This is a genomic window from Amycolatopsis arida (genome assembly GCF_900115565.1).
Classification (GTDB): domain Bacteria; phylum Actinomycetota; class Actinomycetes; order Mycobacteriales; family Pseudonocardiaceae; genus Yuhushiella; species Yuhushiella arida.
Genome location: NZ_FOWW01000004.1, coordinates 85,732 through 103,818 on the forward strand (window position 1 = coordinate 85,732; position 18,087 = coordinate 103,818).

The 18,087-nt window shown below is 74.3% G+C and carries 15 protein-coding genes; 9 read left to right on the plus strand and 6 right to left on the minus strand.

Going from position 1 to position 18,087, the window contains the following annotated elements; genetic code table 11:
• Positions 1-53 precede the first annotated feature (53 nt).
• The gene (locus tag BM051_RS13475; RefSeq protein ID WP_092530479.1) at positions 54-614 is read left to right on the plus strand and encodes a hypothetical protein; all 561 of its coding nucleotides are present in this window, start codon (positions 54-56) and stop codon (positions 612-614) included.
• A 26-nt stretch (positions 615-640) separates the two neighbouring features.
• On the opposite strand, the gene BM051_RS13480 is transcribed toward BM051_RS13475, so the two are convergent.
• A complete protein-coding gene (locus BM051_RS13480) occupies positions 641-1,252 on the minus strand; it encodes a TetR/AcrR family transcriptional regulator (RefSeq protein ID WP_092530480.1) in 612 nt (203 codons plus the stop codon).
• Positions 1,253-1,354: 102 nt separating this feature from the next.
• Here BM051_RS13480 and BM051_RS13485 point away from each other — a divergent pair, with 102 nt between their 5' ends.
• The gene (locus tag BM051_RS13485) at positions 1,355-2,542 is read left to right on the plus strand and encodes a cytochrome P450 (RefSeq protein WP_092530481.1); all 1,188 of its coding nucleotides are present in this window, start codon (positions 1,355-1,357) and stop codon (positions 2,540-2,542) included.
• Here the strand turns inward: BM051_RS13485 and BM051_RS13490 are convergent.
• A complete protein-coding gene (locus BM051_RS13490; protein WP_092530482.1) occupies positions 2,532-3,155 on the minus strand; it encodes a class I SAM-dependent methyltransferase in 624 nt (207 codons plus the stop codon). The genes BM051_RS13485 and BM051_RS13490 overlap by 11 nt on opposite strands.
• 240 nt (positions 3,156-3,395) lie before the next feature.
• Between BM051_RS13490 and folC the strand changes: the two genes are divergently transcribed.
• Positions 3,396-4,916 (plus strand): bifunctional tetrahydrofolate synthase/dihydrofolate synthase, encoded by a 1,521-nt coding sequence (gene folC, locus BM051_RS13495; protein WP_092530483.1) that lies wholly within the window; start codon positions 3,396-3,398, stop codon positions 4,914-4,916.
• A complete protein-coding gene (locus BM051_RS13500) occupies positions 4,916-5,353 on the plus strand; it encodes a DUF4233 domain-containing protein (RefSeq protein ID WP_092530484.1) in 438 nt (145 codons plus the stop codon). The genes folC and BM051_RS13500 overlap by 1 nt, the downstream gene beginning before the upstream one ends.
• A gap of 60 nt (positions 5,354-5,413) precedes the next feature.
• On the opposite strand, the gene BM051_RS13505 is transcribed toward BM051_RS13500, so the two are convergent.
• Together BM051_RS13505 and BM051_RS13510 are read right to left on the minus strand one after the other, a co-directional pair.
• The gene (locus BM051_RS13505; RefSeq protein ID WP_092530485.1) at positions 5,414-5,845 is read right to left on the minus strand and encodes a pyridoxamine 5'-phosphate oxidase family protein; all 432 of its coding nucleotides are present in this window, start codon (positions 5,843-5,845) and stop codon (positions 5,414-5,416) included.
• A 64-nt stretch (positions 5,846-5,909) separates the two neighbouring features.
• Positions 5,910-8,339 carry a penicillin acylase family protein gene (locus BM051_RS13510; protein ID WP_092530870.1) on the minus strand — a complete coding sequence of 810 codons (2,430 nt, stop codon included), beginning with the start codon at positions 8,337-8,339 and terminating at the stop codon, positions 5,910-5,912.
• A 243-nt stretch (positions 8,340-8,582) separates the two neighbouring features.
• Here BM051_RS13510 and ndk point away from each other — a divergent pair, with 243 nt between their 5' ends.
• Together ndk and BM051_RS13520 are read left to right on the plus strand one after the other, a co-directional pair.
• Entirely contained in the window at positions 8,583-8,993 is a 411-nt protein-coding gene (gene ndk, locus BM051_RS13515) for a nucleoside-diphosphate kinase (RefSeq protein WP_092530486.1), read from the plus strand.
• A 182-nt stretch (positions 8,994-9,175) separates the two neighbouring features.
• Positions 9,176-10,726: an alpha/beta hydrolase gene (locus BM051_RS13520; RefSeq protein ID WP_243859642.1), complete on the plus strand. Its 1,551-nt coding sequence runs from the start codon at positions 9,176-9,178 to the stop codon at positions 10,724-10,726.
• Positions 10,727-10,755: 29 nt separating this feature from the next.
• On the opposite strand, the gene BM051_RS13525 is transcribed toward BM051_RS13520, so the two are convergent.
• Entirely contained in the window at positions 10,756-11,673 is a 918-nt protein-coding gene (locus BM051_RS13525; RefSeq protein WP_092530487.1) for a dihydrodipicolinate synthase family protein, read from the minus strand.
• On the minus strand, positions 11,670-13,118 hold the full coding sequence (locus tag BM051_RS13530) for a sialate:H+ symport family MFS transporter (RefSeq protein ID WP_092530488.1): 1,449 nt from the start codon (positions 13,116-13,118) through the stop codon (positions 11,670-11,672). The genes BM051_RS13525 and BM051_RS13530 overlap by 4 nt, the downstream gene beginning before the upstream one ends.
• Before the next feature lie 115 nt (positions 13,119-13,233).
• Here BM051_RS13530 and BM051_RS13535 point away from each other — a divergent pair, with 115 nt between their 5' ends.
• From BM051_RS13535 to sugE, 3 genes are all read left to right on the plus strand, one after another.
• Complete coding sequence (locus BM051_RS13535; protein ID WP_243859612.1) at positions 13,234-14,022, plus strand: FadR/GntR family transcriptional regulator; 789 nt, start codon at positions 13,234-13,236, stop codon at positions 14,020-14,022.
• Positions 14,023-14,128: 106 nt separating this feature from the next.
• A complete protein-coding gene (locus BM051_RS13540) occupies positions 14,129-17,554 on the plus strand; it encodes a phosphodiester glycosidase family protein (RefSeq protein WP_243859613.1) in 3,426 nt (1,141 codons plus the stop codon).
• Between the two features lie 147 nt (positions 17,555-17,701).
• Positions 17,702-18,016: a quaternary ammonium compound efflux SMR transporter SugE gene (sugE, locus tag BM051_RS13545; protein WP_092530489.1), complete on the plus strand. Its 315-nt coding sequence runs from the start codon at positions 17,702-17,704 to the stop codon at positions 18,014-18,016.
• Positions 18,017-18,087: the final 71 nt, after the last annotated feature.

Below are 18,087 nucleotides of genomic sequence, written 5' to 3' on the forward strand. Positions count from 1 at the left end.
CGCCGGGGCGCCGGCTCCCCGGTGTCCGTGCGCGGGTCGGGCTGGCGGCGGGCGTGACGCTCGCCGTGCTGGCCGTGGTGCTGCTGCCCGACCTGCTCGGCGGTGGCGACCCCCGGCAGGACCGGGTCGCCGAGCTGCGGGCCGCCGAGCGGGCCCGGGACGCCGAGCTGACCAGGGAGCTGGTCGGGCTCGCCGAGGCCGCGCGGGCCAAGGTGGTGCCGGTGCTCGGCGGGCTCGACGAGCCCGCCGCCTCGACCGACCGGGTGGCCGAGTGGCGGGCCGCGGTGGACGCGGCGGCGGAGCGCTTCGCCGCCCGACCGTCCGGCGGCACGGCCGTCAACCTGGCCCGCTCCGGGCTGGCCGGGGCGATCACCACGCTCGGCAGGGCGGTCGAGGTGTACGAGCTGGCCTCGACAACTGGCGAGACCGCCGACGAGGCGGGGGAGCGGTCGCGGGCACTCGCCCGGTCGTTGCGCGACGACGCCGTGGTGGCGTGGTCGGTGGCGGCGAACCAGCTCGACGTGGCCGGCATCGAGGCCGGGATCGGGCACGTGCACGTGTTCCTGCCGCCGCGCGGGCTGCCGGGCGAGCTCACCGAGCACGGCCAGGGCTGAGACTCCCGGCGGCTGACTCCCGGCGGCTAGTCCAGTGTCGCCAGGCCGCGGGCCGCGAGGTCCGCGGCCCGGCGGGCGGCGGCGAGCGTCTCCCGCGCCGAGGCGCCGTCGTCCAGCGCGGTCAGCGCGGCGGCCTGCATCGCGCCGAACAGCGCGCCCACGGCGGCCGCGGCGGTCACCGGGTCCAGCTTGTCCGGGTAGGCGCGGCACAGGGCGCCGGCCAGCCGCCGTTGCGCGTCCTGTAGCAGCTGCAGCGACCGGGCCCGCAGCTCCGGCACGGTGGTGATCAGCCGGATCCGGATCGGGTCCAGCGAGAGGAAGCTCTGCTCGTCCATCACGGCCGCGGGATCGAGCACCCGCTCGACCACATGCCCGAGCAGCGCGGCCGGCCGCTCGCCGGCGCGCCGCGTGCGGACCACCGCGAGCATCTGCTCGATCCGGTCCTCGCGGAACGCGAAGAGTACCTCCTCCTTGCCGCCGACGTGGTTGAACAGGGTCTTCGTCGACACCCCCGCCTCCGCGGCGATCTCGGCGACCGTCGTGCGGTGATAGCCCTTCGTGGCGAACAGCCGCAGCGCGGCGGCGAACAGCGCCTGCCGGGTCTGCTGCTTCTTGCGCTCCCGCAACCCCGTGGACATCGGCTCAGCCTAACCCCGAGAAAGTTACAGCAGTTGTAAACTGGATGAAGATAGTGTTTGATAGTTAGTGTCAGTTCTGCTGTCGACGCGAAGGGGTCCGCGATGGCCGACGTCCTCCCCACCACCCGGCACCACCCGTTCGACCCGCCCGCGGGGCTCGCCGCGCTGGGTGACCGCGACACGCCGCACCGGTTGCGCTTCGCCGACGGCCACGAGGGCTGGCTGGTCACCTCCTACGCGCTGGCCAGGGCGGTGCTGGCCGATCCCCGGTTCAGCGCACGATCGGAGCTGCGCCACAGCCCGGTGCGCCGGCCTCGGGCGGACGACCTCGGTCCGGGTGGGCGTACCCCGCCGGGCTTCTTCATCGGGATGGACCCGCCCGAGCACACCCGCTTCCGGCGGCTGCTGGCCGGGGAGTTCACGGTGCGCCGGATGGACCGGCTGCGCCCGCGGATCGAGGCGATCGTCGGCGAACGGCTCGACGCCATGGCCGCCGCCGGCCCACCGGTCGACCTGGTGCCGGAGTTCGCGCTGCCGGTGCCGTCACTGGTGATCTGCGAGCTGCTCGGCGTGCCCTACGCCGACCGGGACCGGTTCCAGCGGGACAGCGCGGCGCTGCTGCGGCTGGACGTGACCGACGAGGTGGCGACCGCCGCGGTGCGTGGTCTGCGGGAGTACCTGCGGGACCTGGTGCGCCGGCTGCGCGCCGAGCCGGGTGAGGACCTGCTGAGCGCGCTGGCCGCGGGGGACCGGTTGACCGAGGACGAGCTGGTGGGTATCGCGTTCCTGCTGCTGGTGGCCGGCCACGAGACCACCGCGAACATGCTGGCGCTGGGTACCTTCGCGGCGCTGGGCGAGCCCGACCTCCTGGCGGCGTTCCGGGGTTCGGCCGAGGATGTCGCGGCGGCCGTGGAGGAGCTGCTGCGCTACCTGTCGATCGTCCACTTCGGGGTGAGCCGCACCGCGAAGGAGGACGTCGAGCTGGCCGGACAGCGGATCCGGGCGGGGGAGTGCGTACTGGCCTGGCTTCCGGCGGCCAACCGGGACCCGGAGCGGTTCCCCGACCCCGACCGCCCCGAGCCCGCCAGGGCCGGCGCCGGGCACCTGGCCTTCGGGCACGGCGTGCACCAGTGCCTCGGCCAGCAGCTCGCCCGGATGGAGCTGCGGATCGGGTTCACCGCGCTGTTCGCCCGCTTCCCGGGGCTGCGGCTCGCCGTGCCGGCCGAGGAGGTGCCGTTACGGCACGACATGGGCGTCTACGGCGTGCACCGGCTGCCGGTCACCTGGTGAGCTCGGGTTCGCGGTAGGTGAGCAGGTAGCGCCAGAACGGCAGCACCCGCACCCGCCGGCCGGGCAGCAGCCGGGCCGACTCGCGGCGAATCTCGGCCATGGTCATGGTCGTGTCGCGGATCGGCGGGTGCGGCAGCGGGTCCGGGCCGCCGTTCAGCCGCTCGCCGGCGGCGACGACGGCCCTGGCGGCGAGGTTGACCGGCATGGCGGCGATCCAGGTGGTCCAGTCGCCGGCGGTGCTCGGCCTGCCGAGGCCGAGCACGGCCAGCACACCGCCGGGCGCCAGCACCGTGCGGAGCGCGGCCACGGTCGCGAACGGCATGTGGTGCAGCGCGGCGAGGCAGGAGACGACGTCGTACCGGCCGGCCGGGAGCTCGGCGCGGGACACGTCCTGGACCCGGTAGCGAATGGTGCCGGGGCCCGGCGAGCCGAGCGCGCGGGCGGCCTCGACCATGTCCGGCGCCACGTCCAGCGCGTCCACGGTCAGGCCCGTGGCGGCGAGCCGGCGGGCGAACCGGCCGGTGCCGCACCCGACGTCGAGCGCGGTGCGCGCGTGCCGGGGAACCTGGCGCAGCAGGAGCGGGTGGTAGTGGTCGTTGTGGTCGAAGGGCACACGGCAACGGTGCCAGAACGGGCGGACGTAGACTCGCGGCGGGACGAACAGCGCGACGCCGTGCGACGACTGCCGAGCATCGACCGAGCCCCGGCGAGGGAGGAGCGGAGGCGGAAGGAGCGCGGCCCAGAGAACACGCCGTGCGACGACTGCCGAGCATCGACCGAGCCCCGGCGAGGGAGGAGCGGAGGCGGGAGGAGCGCGGCCCAGAGACACGGAGCACGATTGCCCCGAGGTGACATGGGCTCTTCCGGCGATCCATCCGGTGCGGAGCCGGCCGGGTCGGACAACGCCGAGTACCCGGCCGAACTGTCCAGTGGCGACAACTTCGTCGCGGGCCCGCTGCCCGACGACCCGGCCGAGGCCGGCGCCGCCGAGGTCGACGAGGCGGAGCGGGTGGAGCGCGGGCGCCGCGAGCTGCTGGTGGTCGAGGCCGAGCTGAACCAGCGGTGGCCGGAGACGAAGGTGGCGCCGTCGCTCGACCGCGTCGCCACGTTGCTCGACCTGCTGGGCAACCCGCACCGCGGCTACCCGGTGCTGCACGTCGCCGGCACCAACGGCAAGTCGTCGACCGCGCGGATGATCGAGGCGCTGCTGACCAGGATGGGGCTGCGTGTCGGCCGGTACACCAGCCCGCACCTGCAGCTGGTGACCGAGCGAATCAGCGTGGACGGCGCGCCGATCCCGGAGTGGAAGTACGTCGAGACCTATCGCGACATCGCCCCCTTCGTGTCCATGGTGGACAGTGCGACGGGGGCGGACGGTCCGGCGATGACCAAGTTCGAGGTGCTCACCGGGATGGCGTTCGCGGCGTTCGCGGACGCCCCGGTGGAGGCCGCGGTGCTCGAGGTGGGCATGGGCGGTCGGTGGGACGCGACCAACGTCGCCGACGCCCAGGTGGCCGCGATCACCCCGATCGGGCTCGACCACGTCGAGTACCTGGGCGGCGACCTCGCCGGCATCGCGCGGGAGAAGGCCGGGGTGATCAAACCCGGCGCGGTCGCGCTGTTGGCCGAGCAGGACCCCGTGGCCGAGCGGGCGTTGCTGGAGCGCGCGGTGGAGGTGGACGCGGTCGTGGCCAGGGCGGGCAGCGAGTTCGGCGTGCTCGACCGGCAGATCGCGGTCGGCGGGCAGCTGCTGCGGCTGCAGGGACTCGGCGGGGTGTACGACGAGGTGTTCCTGCCACTGCACGGCGCGCACCAGGCGGGCAACGCGGCGCTGGCGCTGGCCACGGTGGAGGCGTTCTTCGGGGCCGGCAAGGACCGGCAGCTGGTGGTCGACGCCGTGCGGGAGGCGTTCGCGGAGGTGCGGACGCCGGGCCGGCTGGAGCGGGTGCGCGCGGCGCCGGCGGTGCTGCTCGACGCCGCGCACAACCCGCACGGCGCGGCGGCCCTCGCCGCGACGGTCCGCGAGGAGTTCGCCTTCCGGCGGCTGGCGGCCGTGGTCGGGGTGATGGCGGACAAGGACGCCCGCGGGATCCTCGAGGCGCTCGAGCCGGTGGTGTCGGACGTGGTGGTGACCCGGAACTCCTCGCCGCGGGCGATGCCGCTGGACGAGCTGGCGGCGTTGGCCGCCTCGGTGTTCGGGGAGGAGCGGGTGGCCGCCGAGCCGACCATCGACGCGGCCGTGGAGACCGCGATCGGCCTGGTCGAGCAGACCGACGACCCGGAGGAGCCGCTCGCCGGCGGCGGAGTGCTGGTCACCGGCTCGGTCGTGACGGCGGGCGAGGCCCGCACCCTCTTCGGCAAGGAGCCCGAGTGATGGCCGGGGACGAGCGGCGGGACGGTGGGACCACGGACGAGCGGGCCGCCGAGCCGGCACCCCCTCGCAAGGACCCGATGGCGTCGTTCCGCGGGGTGCTCGCCGGGACCCTGGTGATCGAGGCGGTCGTGGTCGCGCTGGCGTTGCCGGTGGTGGCCAACCTCGGCGCGGGCATCGCCAGCTGGCAGGGCTGGGCGATCATCGGGATCGCCGCCGCGCTGGTGCTGTGCTGCGCCGTGCTGCGCCGGCCATGGGTCACCTGGGTGGTGCTCGCCCTGCAGGTGGCGCTGGTCGCGTTCGCCGTCGCCCTGCCCGCGGTGGCCATCATCGGCCTGCTGTTCCTGGCGGTCTGGCTGTGGCTGCTGTGGCTGCGCCGCGACGTCGCGCGCCGCATGGCCGCCGGCACGCTCCCCAGCCAGCGACCCGACCAGGGCTGAGACCGCCGTCACCTCGCTCCGGCATCCCTGGGTTGGCCGGGCATGGTGGACTCGCCCTGGTCAGACCTGGTAGCTGAGGTCGGTAGCGGTGAGTCGGGACGGGCGGAGGCAAAGCCACACCGTTCCGCGCTCGGCCGGGTCGTCGTGGAGGTACCGACGGAAGCGATCATCCCAGTTGGCTTCGTCAGGGCCGAGGTAGCGGCCGAGCTTGCGGCGCCCTCGCTCGACGTCGAAGGGCAGCACCTCGGCGCGCCCCCGCGCGATGACCTGCCGGACGAGGCCGGTGCGCGGGTCACACAGGTCGACGGTGAGCGCCAGCACCGGGTCGGCCCGGACCCGGTCGAGCAACCGGGCCCACGGCCCGGTGAGGATCCAGAACGCCTCCTCCTCCCACAGGTACCAGGTCGGTCGCACGGTCGGACCGTTCGTGGCGACGCGTGCGGTCAGCGGCTGGGCCAGGAACGCGTCGACGTCGAAGTCGGGGTTCCTCATCGCGTTCCTCCCTGCCGTCCGTCGCGGCTTCCCGACGGCGACGTCCTGAACGTGGCGAGCACGACTAACGCAGGTGCACGACGCGAAGGGCGGGGGAGGTGAGGATGTCGCGTTCGCAGAAGCGGGCGCGGACCCACTCACCGCGGGAGAAGAGCCTCGTCTGGTCCGCGTGGTGGGGTGAGGTCGGGTCCGCCGACTGCGAGTAGGTAAGCAGCGTCGCGGCGTCCGGGCAGGGGCCGCGGCCGAAGCCGACCACCTGGATGTGGCTCGAGCCGTGCACCACCTCGGTGTAGCCGCGCGCCGGGTCCCACACCGGCACGAGCATGTTCAGCACACCCAGTACCTGGTGGCCGCCGTGCACCGGGATGCGCTCGCCGCCCCGCACCACGTACTGGTGGTCCCCGAGCCGCCCGTCCAGCGGGATGCCCGCCGCGCGCAGCTCCGCCGCCGCGTCGCCGAACGCCCGCCACACCTCGGGCCGGTCGATGTCCAGGGTGTTCGGCGTGCCCACCGGATCCGCCGGGTCGAACGGCGTCCGCCACACCCCGGGGATCGCCGCCACCTCGCGGGCGAACCGGTCGAACAGCAACGACCCCCGGCTGTCCACGCCGTACGTGTGGTCCCAGGCGGCCAGCGCGGGGCACGCCGACCGCACGTCCACCGGCCCGGTCCCGGACGGCGCCCGCCCCTCCGGGAAGGCCGCGCACATGCGGGCGGTGTCCGCCGCGGCCAGCACCGCCAGCCGGCTGCGGTCACCGAACAGCAACCGCCGCATCGACTCCGGGGTGACGCCACCGCCGGCCAGCGCCTCCTCGACGGAGACGATCGCCTCGCGGGTCCGTCCCGACCGCTCGGTGCCGACGTCCCCGAGGACCCGCGGGTAGCCGGTGATCGGCGCGCGCGGGTTGGTAAACCAGGGGCTGTCGTTGGCGTTGAGCGCGTAGTCCCGACGGTGCAGCACCGGCAGCCGGCCCGCTCCCAAGAGCCCCGGTTCGACCGCGTCGGGGTCGCTGCCCCACCCGCACGTCGCGTCGGACCCATCCAGAATGGACACTCCAGTGGCCGGGAACACCTGCCGTCCCAGTGGGGTGCCGCAGCGCTCGGCGAGCTCGTCGGTGACGTGCGGGACCACCTGCACGTCGGCGAACAGGGCGTTGCCGGCGCGGTCGGTGGCGATCGTGTTCACCCACGGCACGCCCTGGGTGCCGGCCAGCGTGCGGACGATCTGCCGGGTGCTGCGTGCCTGGTTGAGCTCGAACCACGTGTTCAGCCCGCGCAGGTTCGTCGCGTTGGCGTCCCGCACGGCGTAGCCGGACCGCTCGGTCCACGGCAGCGGGATCCCGGGCCCCGCGGTGACCATCGGGCCGTACCGGGTCTCGTACAGCGTCCGGGACACCTCGCCGAGGCTGCCGTCGGGCTGCCGCACCGCCACCCGCACGGTGCGCGGCACCATCCGTTCGGCCTTGCCGCCCACCAGGTAGCTGGTCGGGTCGCCGGGCACCAGCGCCAACTCGTACAGCCCGAACGTGCGCGCGGTGGACACGGTGTGCGTCCACGCCGCGTCCCTGGTGAACCCGATCTGCACCAGCGGGATGCCGAGCAGCCCGCCCCCGGAGGCGTTGAGCCGGCCGGGCACGGTCAGCTGGAACTGCCAGAACCGGCGGCTGCCCTGCCACGGGTAGTGCGGGTTGCCGAGCAGCACACTCCGGCCGGCGGCCGTGCCGTCGGCGCCGATCGCGATGCCGTTGCTGCCGAGCTCGTCCGAGCCGAGCGCCTCGGCGAGCCCGGTGGCGAGCCGACCGGCCACGTCCGGCGGCGGCACGGTGCCCCTCGACGCCGTGGCCGCGGCGGCCGTGTCGGTCGGCGGCGCGGCGTTCGCGATGCCCTCGGCGAGCAGGCCCTGCCCGGTGATGGTGGCCAGCGCGTAGAAATGCCGATACACGTCGAGTTCGGTGATCGGCCGCAGCCAGGCCGCGCCGCGGCAGGCCGGGTCGGTCACCGACTCCGGCGGGGTCTCGGCGAGGTGCCGGTTGTAGCCGCGGACGTAGCCGGCGACGATCTCGCGGACCTCCCGCCGCGGCCCGGCCGGTGCGGGCAGCGCGGCCAGCCGCTCGACGACGCCCGAGTCGATGATCCGCTGGAAGTGCAGGTCGCTGGTCAGGTTGCCGCGCGCCGAGCCGAGGCCGTCGTTGCCGGCACCATCCGGTCCGAGGTGCCGGGAGCGCTCGGCCCCGACGGTGAGGTAGATGTCGGCGAGCGCGCAGAGGTTGTCCTTCGCCGCCGCGTAGCCGTACCCGTACCCGGCGCCGGCGACGTCCCCGGCGAGGATGTGCGGGACACCGTGCTCGGTGTAGCGGATGATCGCCTGTCCGCTCGCGGGGGCCGCGACCGCCGGCGCCGCCACCAGCCCGACGGTCACCAGTGCGGCCGCCGCGACCGCTCCCGCTCTTCGCCACCCCCGGGAACCCGGCTTCCGCGCACCCCGCCCGGCCATCTCGACCACCCTCCGCCACCGCGCCGCTGACCGCATTCCTGACGCAGCCCAACGTAGCCACCGGAGCCGGCGGGTGCCAGGATTCGGCGCGAGTTCGGGGGTTTCCCGCAGCACGTCGTGCGGGAGACCGCCGCCGGGACCCCGGTGGAACCGCTCGGACGCGGCGCCGGGCGCCGGACCTCCGGATCCGATCGCTAGGCTGCCGGGGCCGAAGCACGTTCCCACCGAAGGAGAAACACCGTCGTGACTGAGCGCACGCTGGTCCTGGTCAAGCCCGACGGCGTCAAGCGGGGCCTGGTCGGCGAGGTCATCTCGCGCATCGAGCGCAAGGGGCTGACCCTCGCCGCGCTGGAGCTCCGCGCCGTCGAGCGGGCGGTCGCCGAGGAGCACTACGCCGAGCACAAGGACAAGCCGTTCTTCGGCGACCTGCTGGAGTTCATCACCTCCGGCCCGGTGGTCGCCATGGCCGTCGAGGGCCCGCGCGCGATCACCGCGTTCCGCCAGCTCGCCGGCGGCACCGACCCGGTGGAGAAGGCCACGCCCGGCACGCTGCGCGGCGACTTCGCCCTGGAGACCCAGTTCAACCTGGTGCACGGCTCCGACTCGGCCGAGTCCGCCGAGCGCGAGCTGAAGCTCTGGTTCCCCGACCTCTGAGCATCGCCCTGGGGTCCGTCATCGCGACGGACTTCAGGGATTTTCCCCCTGGCGTCCCTGAGGCCGTGCCCGATAGTGTCGGCCGCACCTGGGCAAGGAATTACCTCTAGGGGGTCGTTGTGGTAAGTGGTTTGCGTTCGCCTGCCCGTCGGGCGGGTGCGGTCGCGGGAACGGCGTTGCTCGTGACCGGCCTGGTCGGCGGTGGCCAGGCCGCGGCGGTCGAAGCGCTGGACACCAACGGGGCGCCGGTGCCCGAGCTGAACTGGGCGCCGTGTCCGGACGACGTGGCGCCGGAAGGCTACGAGTGCGCCACCGCGGAAGTCCCGCTGTCCTACCGAAATCCGCACGGGCAGAGCATCACCCTCGCCGTCGGTCGGCTGCCCGCGACCGACCAGGCCAACAAGCTCGGCACGATCTTCTACAACCCCGGCGGTCCGGGCGGACCCGGTCGCATCGCGCCGCCGCTCACGCCGGAGCTGCACGAGCGGTTCGACATCGTCGGGTTCGACCCGCGCGGGATCGGCGCGAGCACGCCGCTGTCGTGCTTCCCGAACCCGGAGGACGCGCGGAAGCTGGGCGGCCCGTTCCCGATCACCCCGGCGCAGGAGCGTGAGCGGGTCCGCGAGGTCACCGAGGCCACCGAGATCTGCGGGCGGAACGCGGGACCGTTGATCGACCACATGTCCACGGCCAACGTCGCCAGGGACATGGACCTGCTGCGGCAGGCGGTCGGCGAGGACATGACGTCCTACTACGGCATCTCCTACGGCAGCCATGTCGGCTCGGTCTACGCCAACCTGTTCCCGGAGCGGGTGGGTGCGGTGGTGATCGACGCCGTGCTGGACCCGGTGGAGTGGACCACCGGCTACCGCCCGGAGGAGTGGTTCCACCCGTTCTCCTACCGCCTCGGCAGCCACCTCGGCGCCCAACGGTCACTGGAAAGCTTCCTCGACGCGTGCTCCGCCGACGAGCGCTGCGCGTTCCGGGAGCCGGGGGTGGACCTGCTGGCCAAGTACAACGCCATCCTCGACCGGCTGCTGGAGGGTCCGCTCACGATCACCCTCCCGGAGGGGCAGCCGCAGGAGATCACCTATCAACTCGCCGTGCAGAGCACCCTCGGCGCGCTGTACTCCGCGGCCGCCTCGCCGGTGCTCGCCGAGTTCCTGCAGGCCCTGCACGACGCCGCCCGGCCCGACACCTGGCTGTCCGGCCCGCCGGTGGCCGCGCTACCGCCGGTGCCGAGCACGCCCTACGCTCCGCTGCGGCTCGGCCCCGAGCAGGGCGTCGCGGTGATGTGCGCCGACTCCAGCAACCCCGGCAACCCCTACCAGTGGGGCCGGTTCGCCCGGAAGGCCGACGAGGACGCCCGTGGCTTCGGTTCACAGTGGACCTGGCTGTCGGTGCCCTGCGCCACCTGGCCCGGGGCCGACAAGGACCGCTACACCGGTCCGTGGAACCGCGACACCGCCAACCCGGTGCTGGTGATCGGCAACGGCAAGGGCGACCCGGCGACTCCGTACGAGGACGCCCGCAAGACCGCGGACATGCTGGGCGACGCGCGGCTGCTCACCCTGGACACCTTCGGCCACGGCGCGCTGGGTGAGAGCGCGTGCGTCGACGCCGCGGTGAGCGCCTACTTCGCCGACGGCACGTTGCCCGCCGAGGGCACCGTCTGCCAGCCCGACCGCGGCCCGTTCGACGAGCCGGTGATGCCGGAGCCAGCGCGGAGCTGAGCGCCGGGCCTCACCCGGGACGGGAACCATCAGCCGAGACCGGCGTCGGTCAGGATTCGCCTGATCGCGCCGGTCTCGGCCCGGTCCAGCGGCAGCAGCGGTGGGTTGGTCGCGGGGTGGTCGATCACGCCGCGCAGCGCCAGTGCCGCCTTGAACGCACCGAGCGCGCCCGCGGTGAACCCGATCCGCCCGCGGTCGGCGATGTCGACGATGCCGAACAGCCGGGCCAGCCGGTCCTGCTCCGCGGCCGCCGTGGCGAGGTCGCCGTCCCGGGCGGCCCGGTACAGCCGGACGTAGCCGTGCGGGTCGACGTTGCCGAGGCCCGGCACGATCCCGGCCGCGCCCAGCGCCACCGCGGTGTCGGCGAGCAGCTCCGAGCCGGTGAGCGCGGGGAGGTCGGGGGCCCTTCGGCGGATCTCCCGGAATGTCGCGAGATCACCACTGGAGTCCTTCAACGCCACGACCAGCTTCGTCTCGGCGAGCTCGGCCACCAGGTCCGGGACGAGCCGGGCGCCGACCGCGCCGGGGATGTCGTAGGCGACGACCGGGCACGGCAGCGCGGCCTGGACGAGCCGGAAGTGCTCGACGATCTCCGCCGGGTGGGGGCGGACGTAGAACGGCGCGGTGACCACGACCGCGTCGGCGCCGAGCGCGGCGGCCTGCCGGGCGTGCTCGATCACCCGGCGGGTGCCGGTGTCCACGGCACCGGCGAGCACCGGGACCGCGCCGGCCACCGTGCCGACCGCGACCTCGACGATCGCCCGTCGTTGGGCGGTGTCGAGCAGGGCGACCTCCCCGGACGACCCGCCGAGGAACACCCCGTCGACCCCGGCGGCCAGCTGGAACTCGACGAGCCGCTCCAGCGACGCCCGGTCCACCTCCCCGGTTGCGGTCAGCGGGGTGACGAGCGGGGGCACGACACCGTGCAGGGCGAGGTCGGCGGTCATGGGGTGGTCCGATCCGTGCTGGTGCGGGCCGGGGTGTCGGCGGAGATGTCGGTGCTGACCCGCAGCCAGCGGCCGATCCTGGCGGGCAGGTCGAACCCGATGATCAGGGCGACGGTGACGGTGAGCGTGACCGCGAGCGTGGTCAGCGCGGTGCCGAGGTCGCCGAGGTCGGCGGCGATGGCCGCGCCGGCCAGCGGGGCGACCGCGCCGCCGAGCGCGCCGACGTTGTAGCTGAACCCGAGGCCGGCGGCGCGCAACCGGGTGGGGAAGTGGTCGGCGATGTACTTCGGCAGCAGGCCGGAGATCCCCTGACTGGTGGCCTGCATCGCGAACAGCAGCACCCACAGCAGCACGATGTTGCCCGCGGGCAGCGCGAAGACGGGGAACACGAACGCCAGCGAGACGAACAGGCCGAGCACGTAGGCCCGCCGGGTGCCCAGCCGGTCGCCGAGCACGCCGGCGAGGCACGATCCCGCGGCGTAGCCGAGGCCCGCCCAGGTGAGCGCGTTGGACACCTGGCCGGCGTCGTAGCCGAGCTCGGTCTTGAGGTAGGTCGGCAGCAGCGACTGGATCGGCCAGGAGTACAGGAACGCGCAGAAGACGGTCACCATGATCGCGAGCATCACCGGCCAGAGCCGGCCGGCCAGTTGCACGGCGAACGCGACGAACCCGGCGACCACCACCGCCACCAGCAACCAGCTCACGCCCCCGGAGTTCTCGCTGAACACCAGGACCAGCGCGGTGGCGAGCACGGCCGCGAGGAGCCCGTTGCCGAGTCGCCGGCGCGGGGTGAACAGCACCGACGACGTGGTGACGTCGCGCCGCCCGGCCACCTCGGCCGTCCACTCCGCGGCCTCGGGCAGCGAGCGGCGCAGGTAGAGGGCGAGGGCGATGGGCACGATGCCGACGTAGAACAGCCACCGCCAGCCGAGGTCGGGCACGATCACCTCGTAGGACAGCGCGGCCAGCACGGTGCCGATCGGGTAGGCCGACAGCAGGAAGCCGGTGGCGCGGTTGCGCATGGCCTTCGGCCACGACTCCATCACGTAGGTGGCGCTGGAGCCGTACTCGCCGGCCATGCCGATCCCGACGATCGCCCTGAACACGAACAGCGACCAGTAGCCCCAGGCGAACCCGCACAGCCCGCTGCCCACCGAGAACGCGAGGATGGCCAGGATCATCGCGGGCTTGCGGCCGAACCGGTCGCCGATGGCGCCGAGCACGAGGCCGCCCAGCCACCGGGACACGAACGCCGCCGAGACCAGCGTGGCCGCCGTGGTCAGGTCGAGGTCGAAGTCGTCGGCGATCTCGGTCAGCACGAGGGTGATCAGGATGAAGTCGAATCCGTCCAGCAGGTAGCCGAGCCAGGCGGCGAAGAACGCCTTGCGCTGGCCTCCGCTGAGTTGGCGGAACGACTGGGGGACGCCGGGCGGCTCCGTTGCCATGGCAGGACCTCCGTCAGGAAGACATAGGATGTCCTATGTCCAGCGGTAAGGTAGTGCCATGACGGGAAGGACGCAAGGGGTGCCCGACCGGCGGGGCGGCCTAGACTCGATGCCCGTGACGACCCCGGCGAGCAGCCGTTCCCGCGCCGACCGCCCCGGTGCTGATCGACCGAGTGCTGATCGACCGAGTGCCGAGCGGCCGGGTGGGGCGCGGGCCAACCAGCGGGCACTCCAGGAGTCGATCAAGCGGCTGATCGTCGACCGAGGGTTGGCCCCGGGCGCACCGCTGCCCACGGAGCACGACCTGATGCGTGAGCTGGGGGTCAGCCGGCATCCGTTGCGCGAGGCGATGAAGGCACTGGAGGCGCTCGGCATCGTCGACATCCGGCACGGCTACGGCACCTACGTCGGTTCCGGTGCGCTCACCGGGCTCGAGGCCGGGCTCGCCTTCCGCGGCGCGCTGTCCCTGCGCGGCGACCTGCGGGACATCCGCGACCTGCTCGAGGTGCGCGAGGTGCTCGAGGCCGGGCTGGTCGACCGGTTGCTCGCCGCGCACGACCGGCTGGACTTCGCCGCGCTCGAGGCCGCCGTCGCCGGGATGGAGCGGGAGGCCGAGCGGGGCCGGTACGCGGCCGACCACGACTGGGCGTTCCACGAGGCCCTGTACCGGCCGCTGGGCAACGAGCTCGTGCTCGCCCTGCTGCAGGTGTTCTGGCGGGTGTTCCACCAGCTCGACGCCGAGCTGCCGCGGGCGGCCGACCCGCCCGAGGTCACCGCGCGCTGGCACCGGAACATCCTCGACGCCCTGCGTGCCGGGGACGAGCCGGCGCTGCGGGCCGCGGTCGACGAGCACTTCCGCGGTATCCGGGCCAGGGTGGAGCGGGCCGAGCCGCCGGAGAACTGACGCGCGTCCTTGTCATCCTGTTCCTCCCTGTTCATCCGAAGGTCTTCCGCCGGGCGGCCGCACGCGGTTCAATGGTCCAGGCATTCACTCGATCGTGGGGAACCTTGTGAAGAAGTCACCGCTGCTGGCGCTCGGACTCAGCGCTCTCCTCAGCGCCCTCGTCAGCTCCCTTCTCGGCGCCCACGGGGCCCCGGCCACCGCTGACCCGCTCGCCGCGCCACTGGGCCCGCCGCCGGTGGAGGCCGCGCCGCCGGCGTCCTCGGCCGCCGAGGGGCCGATGGCGTTCACCGCGCCGTCCCGGGCCGGGTCCACACCGGACGACGGCCTGGTCACCGACACGGTCACCGCGCCGGTGGCGCCCGGCCTCACGCTCACCGAGTTCGACCGGTTCGACCCGCGGGGCTGGATCCGCGGCGACACGCTGACCGTCGACCTCGCCGCCGGCCCGCGGCCCACCTACCTCAGCCCGGGCACGGTGTCCGCCCGCACCCCGCTGTCGGAGCAGGCCGAGCGGGCGGGCGCGGTCGCCGGCGTCAACGGCGACTTCTTCGACATCAACGCCACCGGTGCGCCGCTCGGCGTGGGCATCGCCGGCGGCGAGCTGCGGACCGCGCCGGCGAGCGGGCACAACCTCACCGCGTCGGTCACCACCGGCGGCACCGCCCGGCTCGCCGAGGTGTTCCTGAAGGCCGAGGTGACCCTGCCGGGCGGCACGACCGTCCCGGCCACGAACTTCAACGGCGCCCGGATCCCCGCCGGCGGGCTCGGCGTCTACACCCCGCTGTGGGGCGGTGCGGCGCGCGACACCGCGGTGGCCGGCGCCGACCGGGTGCTTGAGGTCGAGCTGCGCGACGGTGCCGTGGCGGAGGTCCGCGACCACGTCGCCGACGGCCCGATCGCCGCGGGCTCCACGGTGTTGCTGGCCAGGGACGCGGCCGTCGACGGCCTCGCCGCGTTGCGCCCCGGCGACCCGGTGACCGTGTCCTACGCGCCGCGCACCGACGCCGGTGAGCTGGCCGTGGCCGTCGGCGGCAACAAGGTGCTGCTGCGCGACGGGGAGATCCAGCCGGTCGACGCGGTCACCGCGCACCCGCGCACCGCGGTCGGCTTCTCCGCCGACGGCAGGAAGCTGTGGCTGGTCACGATCGACGGCCGGCAGGCCGACAGCCGCGGCATGACCGAGCTGGAGCTGGCCCGGCACCTGAAGTCCCTCGGTGCCGACGACGCGCTCAACCTCGACGGCGGCGGCTCCTCGACGCTGCTGGCCAGGGAGCAGGGCGAGCCGGCGGCGGCCGTGCGCAACGCGCCGTCCGACGGCGGTGAGCGCCCGGTGCCCAACGGTCTCGGCTTCACCACGGCGCCGGGCAGCGGGCGGCTCACCGGGCTGACCCCACGCCCCGCGCTGGACACCGAGCACGCCGACCGCGTGCTGTCCGGGTTGAGCCGCACCCTGGAGCACGGCGGGCACGACGAGACCGGGACCGCCGTCGACGCCCGGCCGCACTGGTTCACCACCAACCCCGTGCGTGGCACCGTGACCAGCGGCGAGTTCACCGCGCATCCCGACCCGGTGGACCCGGCCCGGCGGGCCGAGGTGACCGTGGTGGCCACCCAGCGCGGCGTGGTCGGCCGTGGCACGCTCACCGTGCTCGGCCGGCCGGTGCGGCTGGGCACCAGCACTGAGCAGGTGGCGCTGTCCGGCGCCCGGGCTCGCGGCGAGTTCCAGGTGTTCGGCTACGACGCCGACGGCTACGGCACGTGGCTCGAGCCCGACGACGTCAAGCTCGACTACGACCCGGCCGTGGTGCGGGTCGAGCCGGCCGGCGACCGGTTCGCGGTCACCGCGGTGGCCGGCTCCGGCGCCACCGTGATCACCGCGACCGCCGCCGGGCACACCACCCACCTCGCCGCGTCGGTGGGCAGCCGGCCGGAGCCGCTGCATCCGCTCGACGGCGCCACCGGCTGGCGGGCCAGCGTCTACCCGGCGGTGGTTGGGGCCGCGCTGTCCGGCGCCGAGGGCCGCGACGGCGGCGCCGGCCTCGCGCTGGACTACCGGCTCACCGGCACCAACGCCACCCGCGCGGCCTACGTCAACGCGACCACGCCGCTCCCGCTGCCCGCGGGCACGCAGCGGATCGGGATGTGGGTGCACGGCGACGGCGAGGGCGCCTGGCTGCGGGTGGAGCTGCGGGACGCCGCGAACGTCGCGTCCCTGCTCGACCTCAGCCGCAGCGTGGACTGGACCGGCTGGCGGTACGTGTCGGCGGCGCTGCCGGACGGCCTGCCCGGTGGGCAGCGGCTGACCCGGTTCTACGCCGTGGAGAACGTGCCGGCCGAGCAGTACTCCGGCCGGCTGGTGTTCGACGACCTCACCGTCGAGGTGGCGCCCGCCGCGAACGTCCCGGCGGACCCGGCGGTGCCCGACCCGGCCCTGCTCACCGACGGTGTGGTCGGCCCTGGCGGCCTGCGGATGGCGGTGGTCAGCGACGCGCAGTTCACCGCGGACAACCCGGACGGCCCGCTGGTGGCGCAGGCGCGCCGCTCGCTGCGCGAGGCCGTCGCCGCCCGGCCCGACGTCGTGGTGATCAACGGGGACTTCGTCGACCGCGGCACGACCGCCGACTTCACGCTCGCCCGGCGGATCATCACCGAGGAGCTCGACGGCAGGGTGCCCTGGTACTACGTGCCCGGCAACCACGAGGCCGACGGCGGCAGTGACGCCGGCGGGTTGACCGAGTTCCAGGCGGAGTTCGGCGCCCCCTACCGCGTGGTGGACGTGAAGGGCGTCCGGCTGGTGCTGCTGGATTCCTCGCGCGGGAGTCTGCGCGCCGGCGGGTTCGAGCAGGTGCGGATGTTGCGCGAGGCGCTCGACGGCGCGGTGGCCGACCGCGCGGTGCGCGGGGTGATGGTGGCCATGCACCATCCGGTGTCTGACCCCGCGCCGACCGGAAACTCCCAGCTGGCCGACCGCAAGGAGGCCGAGTTGCTCACCGAGTGGCTCAGCGAGTTCGAGCACCGCTCGGGCAAGCCGGCCGCCGCACTGGCCGCGCACGCCGGGGTGTTCCACCTCTCCCGGGTGGACGGCGTGCCGTACCTGCTGAACGGCAACGCCGGCAAGGCGCCGGCGGCCGCGCCTGGCGAGGGCGGCTTCACCGGCTGGGCGCTGGTCCGCGTCGACCCGGCGCGGCGCGCGGAGCCGGTGCGGATCGAGACCAGGGCGCACGTCGACGAGCTGACCCTGCACGGGCCGGGGACGCTGGCCCCGGGTGCCTCGGCACGGGTCACCGCCGAGGTGCTCCAGGCCGGCCGGCGGGTGCCGGTGCGCCACCCGGTCAGCGCCGACTGGGCCGGCGGCCACGGGCTGCACGTCGTGGAGCCCGCGCCGTGGGGCGGCACCACCCGGCCGGCGCCGTGGGACGTCGCGTCGTTCGACCCGACCACCGGCACTCTCACCGCGCTGCGCGCCGGCAGCACCGAGTTGCGGGTGACGGTCAACGGCACGACCAGGACCCTGCCGGTGCGGGTGAGCTGAGACCCGCGCGGTTCACGGGATCGGCGTGCCGCCGCCCGGGCGGCGGCACGCCGCCGTGGGTATCCTCGCCGGTGGCGGCCCGATCCGGAGCCGCCCCGGACGAGCGCACGCCGTACCCGGCCCGGCGAAGACGGCGCGCACCACACCATGAACTGGATCATCCTGGTCATCTCGGGGCTGTTCGAGACCGTCTGGGCGATCGCCCTCGGCAGGAGCGCCGGGTTCAGCCGGCTGGTGCCGTCGCTGGTGTTCGCGGTGGCGCTGCTGCTGAGCATGGCCGGCCTCGCGTACGCCATGCGCACCATCCCGACCGGCACCGCCTACGCGGTGTGGGTCGGCATCGGCGCCGTCGGCACCGCGGCGTTCGGCATGCTCTGGCTCGGCGAGCCGGCGACCCTGGCGCGGGTGCTGTGCCTGCTGCTGATCGTCGCCGGCGTGGTCGGCCTGAAACTGGCCCACTGAGCTGGCCCACTGAGCTGGCCCACTGAGGGGAATCCGCCCGGTAAAGCGGTTCGTTCCTGTCGGTGGGGCGT

Coding starts and splice junctions, on each gene's coding strand:
- BM051_RS13480 (WP_092530480.1), bottom strand. CDS start 1,252: ATGTCCACGGGGTTGCGGGAGCGCAAGAAGCAGCAGACCCGGCAGGCG.
- BM051_RS13485 (WP_092530481.1), top strand. CDS start 1,355: ATGGCCGACGTCCTCCCCACCACCCGGCACCACCCGTTCGACCCGCCC.
- folC (WP_092530483.1), top strand. CDS start 3,396: ATGGGCTCTTCCGGCGATCCATCCGGTGCGGAGCCGGCCGGGTCGGAC.
- BM051_RS13500 (WP_092530484.1), top strand. CDS start 4,916: ATGGCCGGGGACGAGCGGCGGGACGGTGGGACCACGGACGAGCGGGCC.
- BM051_RS13505 (WP_092530485.1), bottom strand. CDS start 5,845: ATGAGGAACCCCGACTTCGACGTCGACGCGTTCCTGGCCCAGCCGCTG.
- BM051_RS13510 (WP_092530870.1), bottom strand. CDS start 8,339: ATGGCCGGGCGGGGTGCGCGGAAGCCGGGTTCCCGGGGGTGGCGAAGA.
- BM051_RS13525 (WP_092530487.1), bottom strand. CDS start 11,673: ATGACCGCCGACCTCGCCCTGCACGGTGTCGTGCCCCCGCTCGTCACC.
- BM051_RS13530 (WP_092530488.1), bottom strand. CDS start 13,118: ATGGCAACGGAGCCGCCCGGCGTCCCCCAGTCGTTCCGCCAACTCAGC.
- sugE (WP_092530489.1), top strand. CDS start 17,702: ATGAACTGGATCATCCTGGTCATCTCGGGGCTGTTCGAGACCGTCTGG.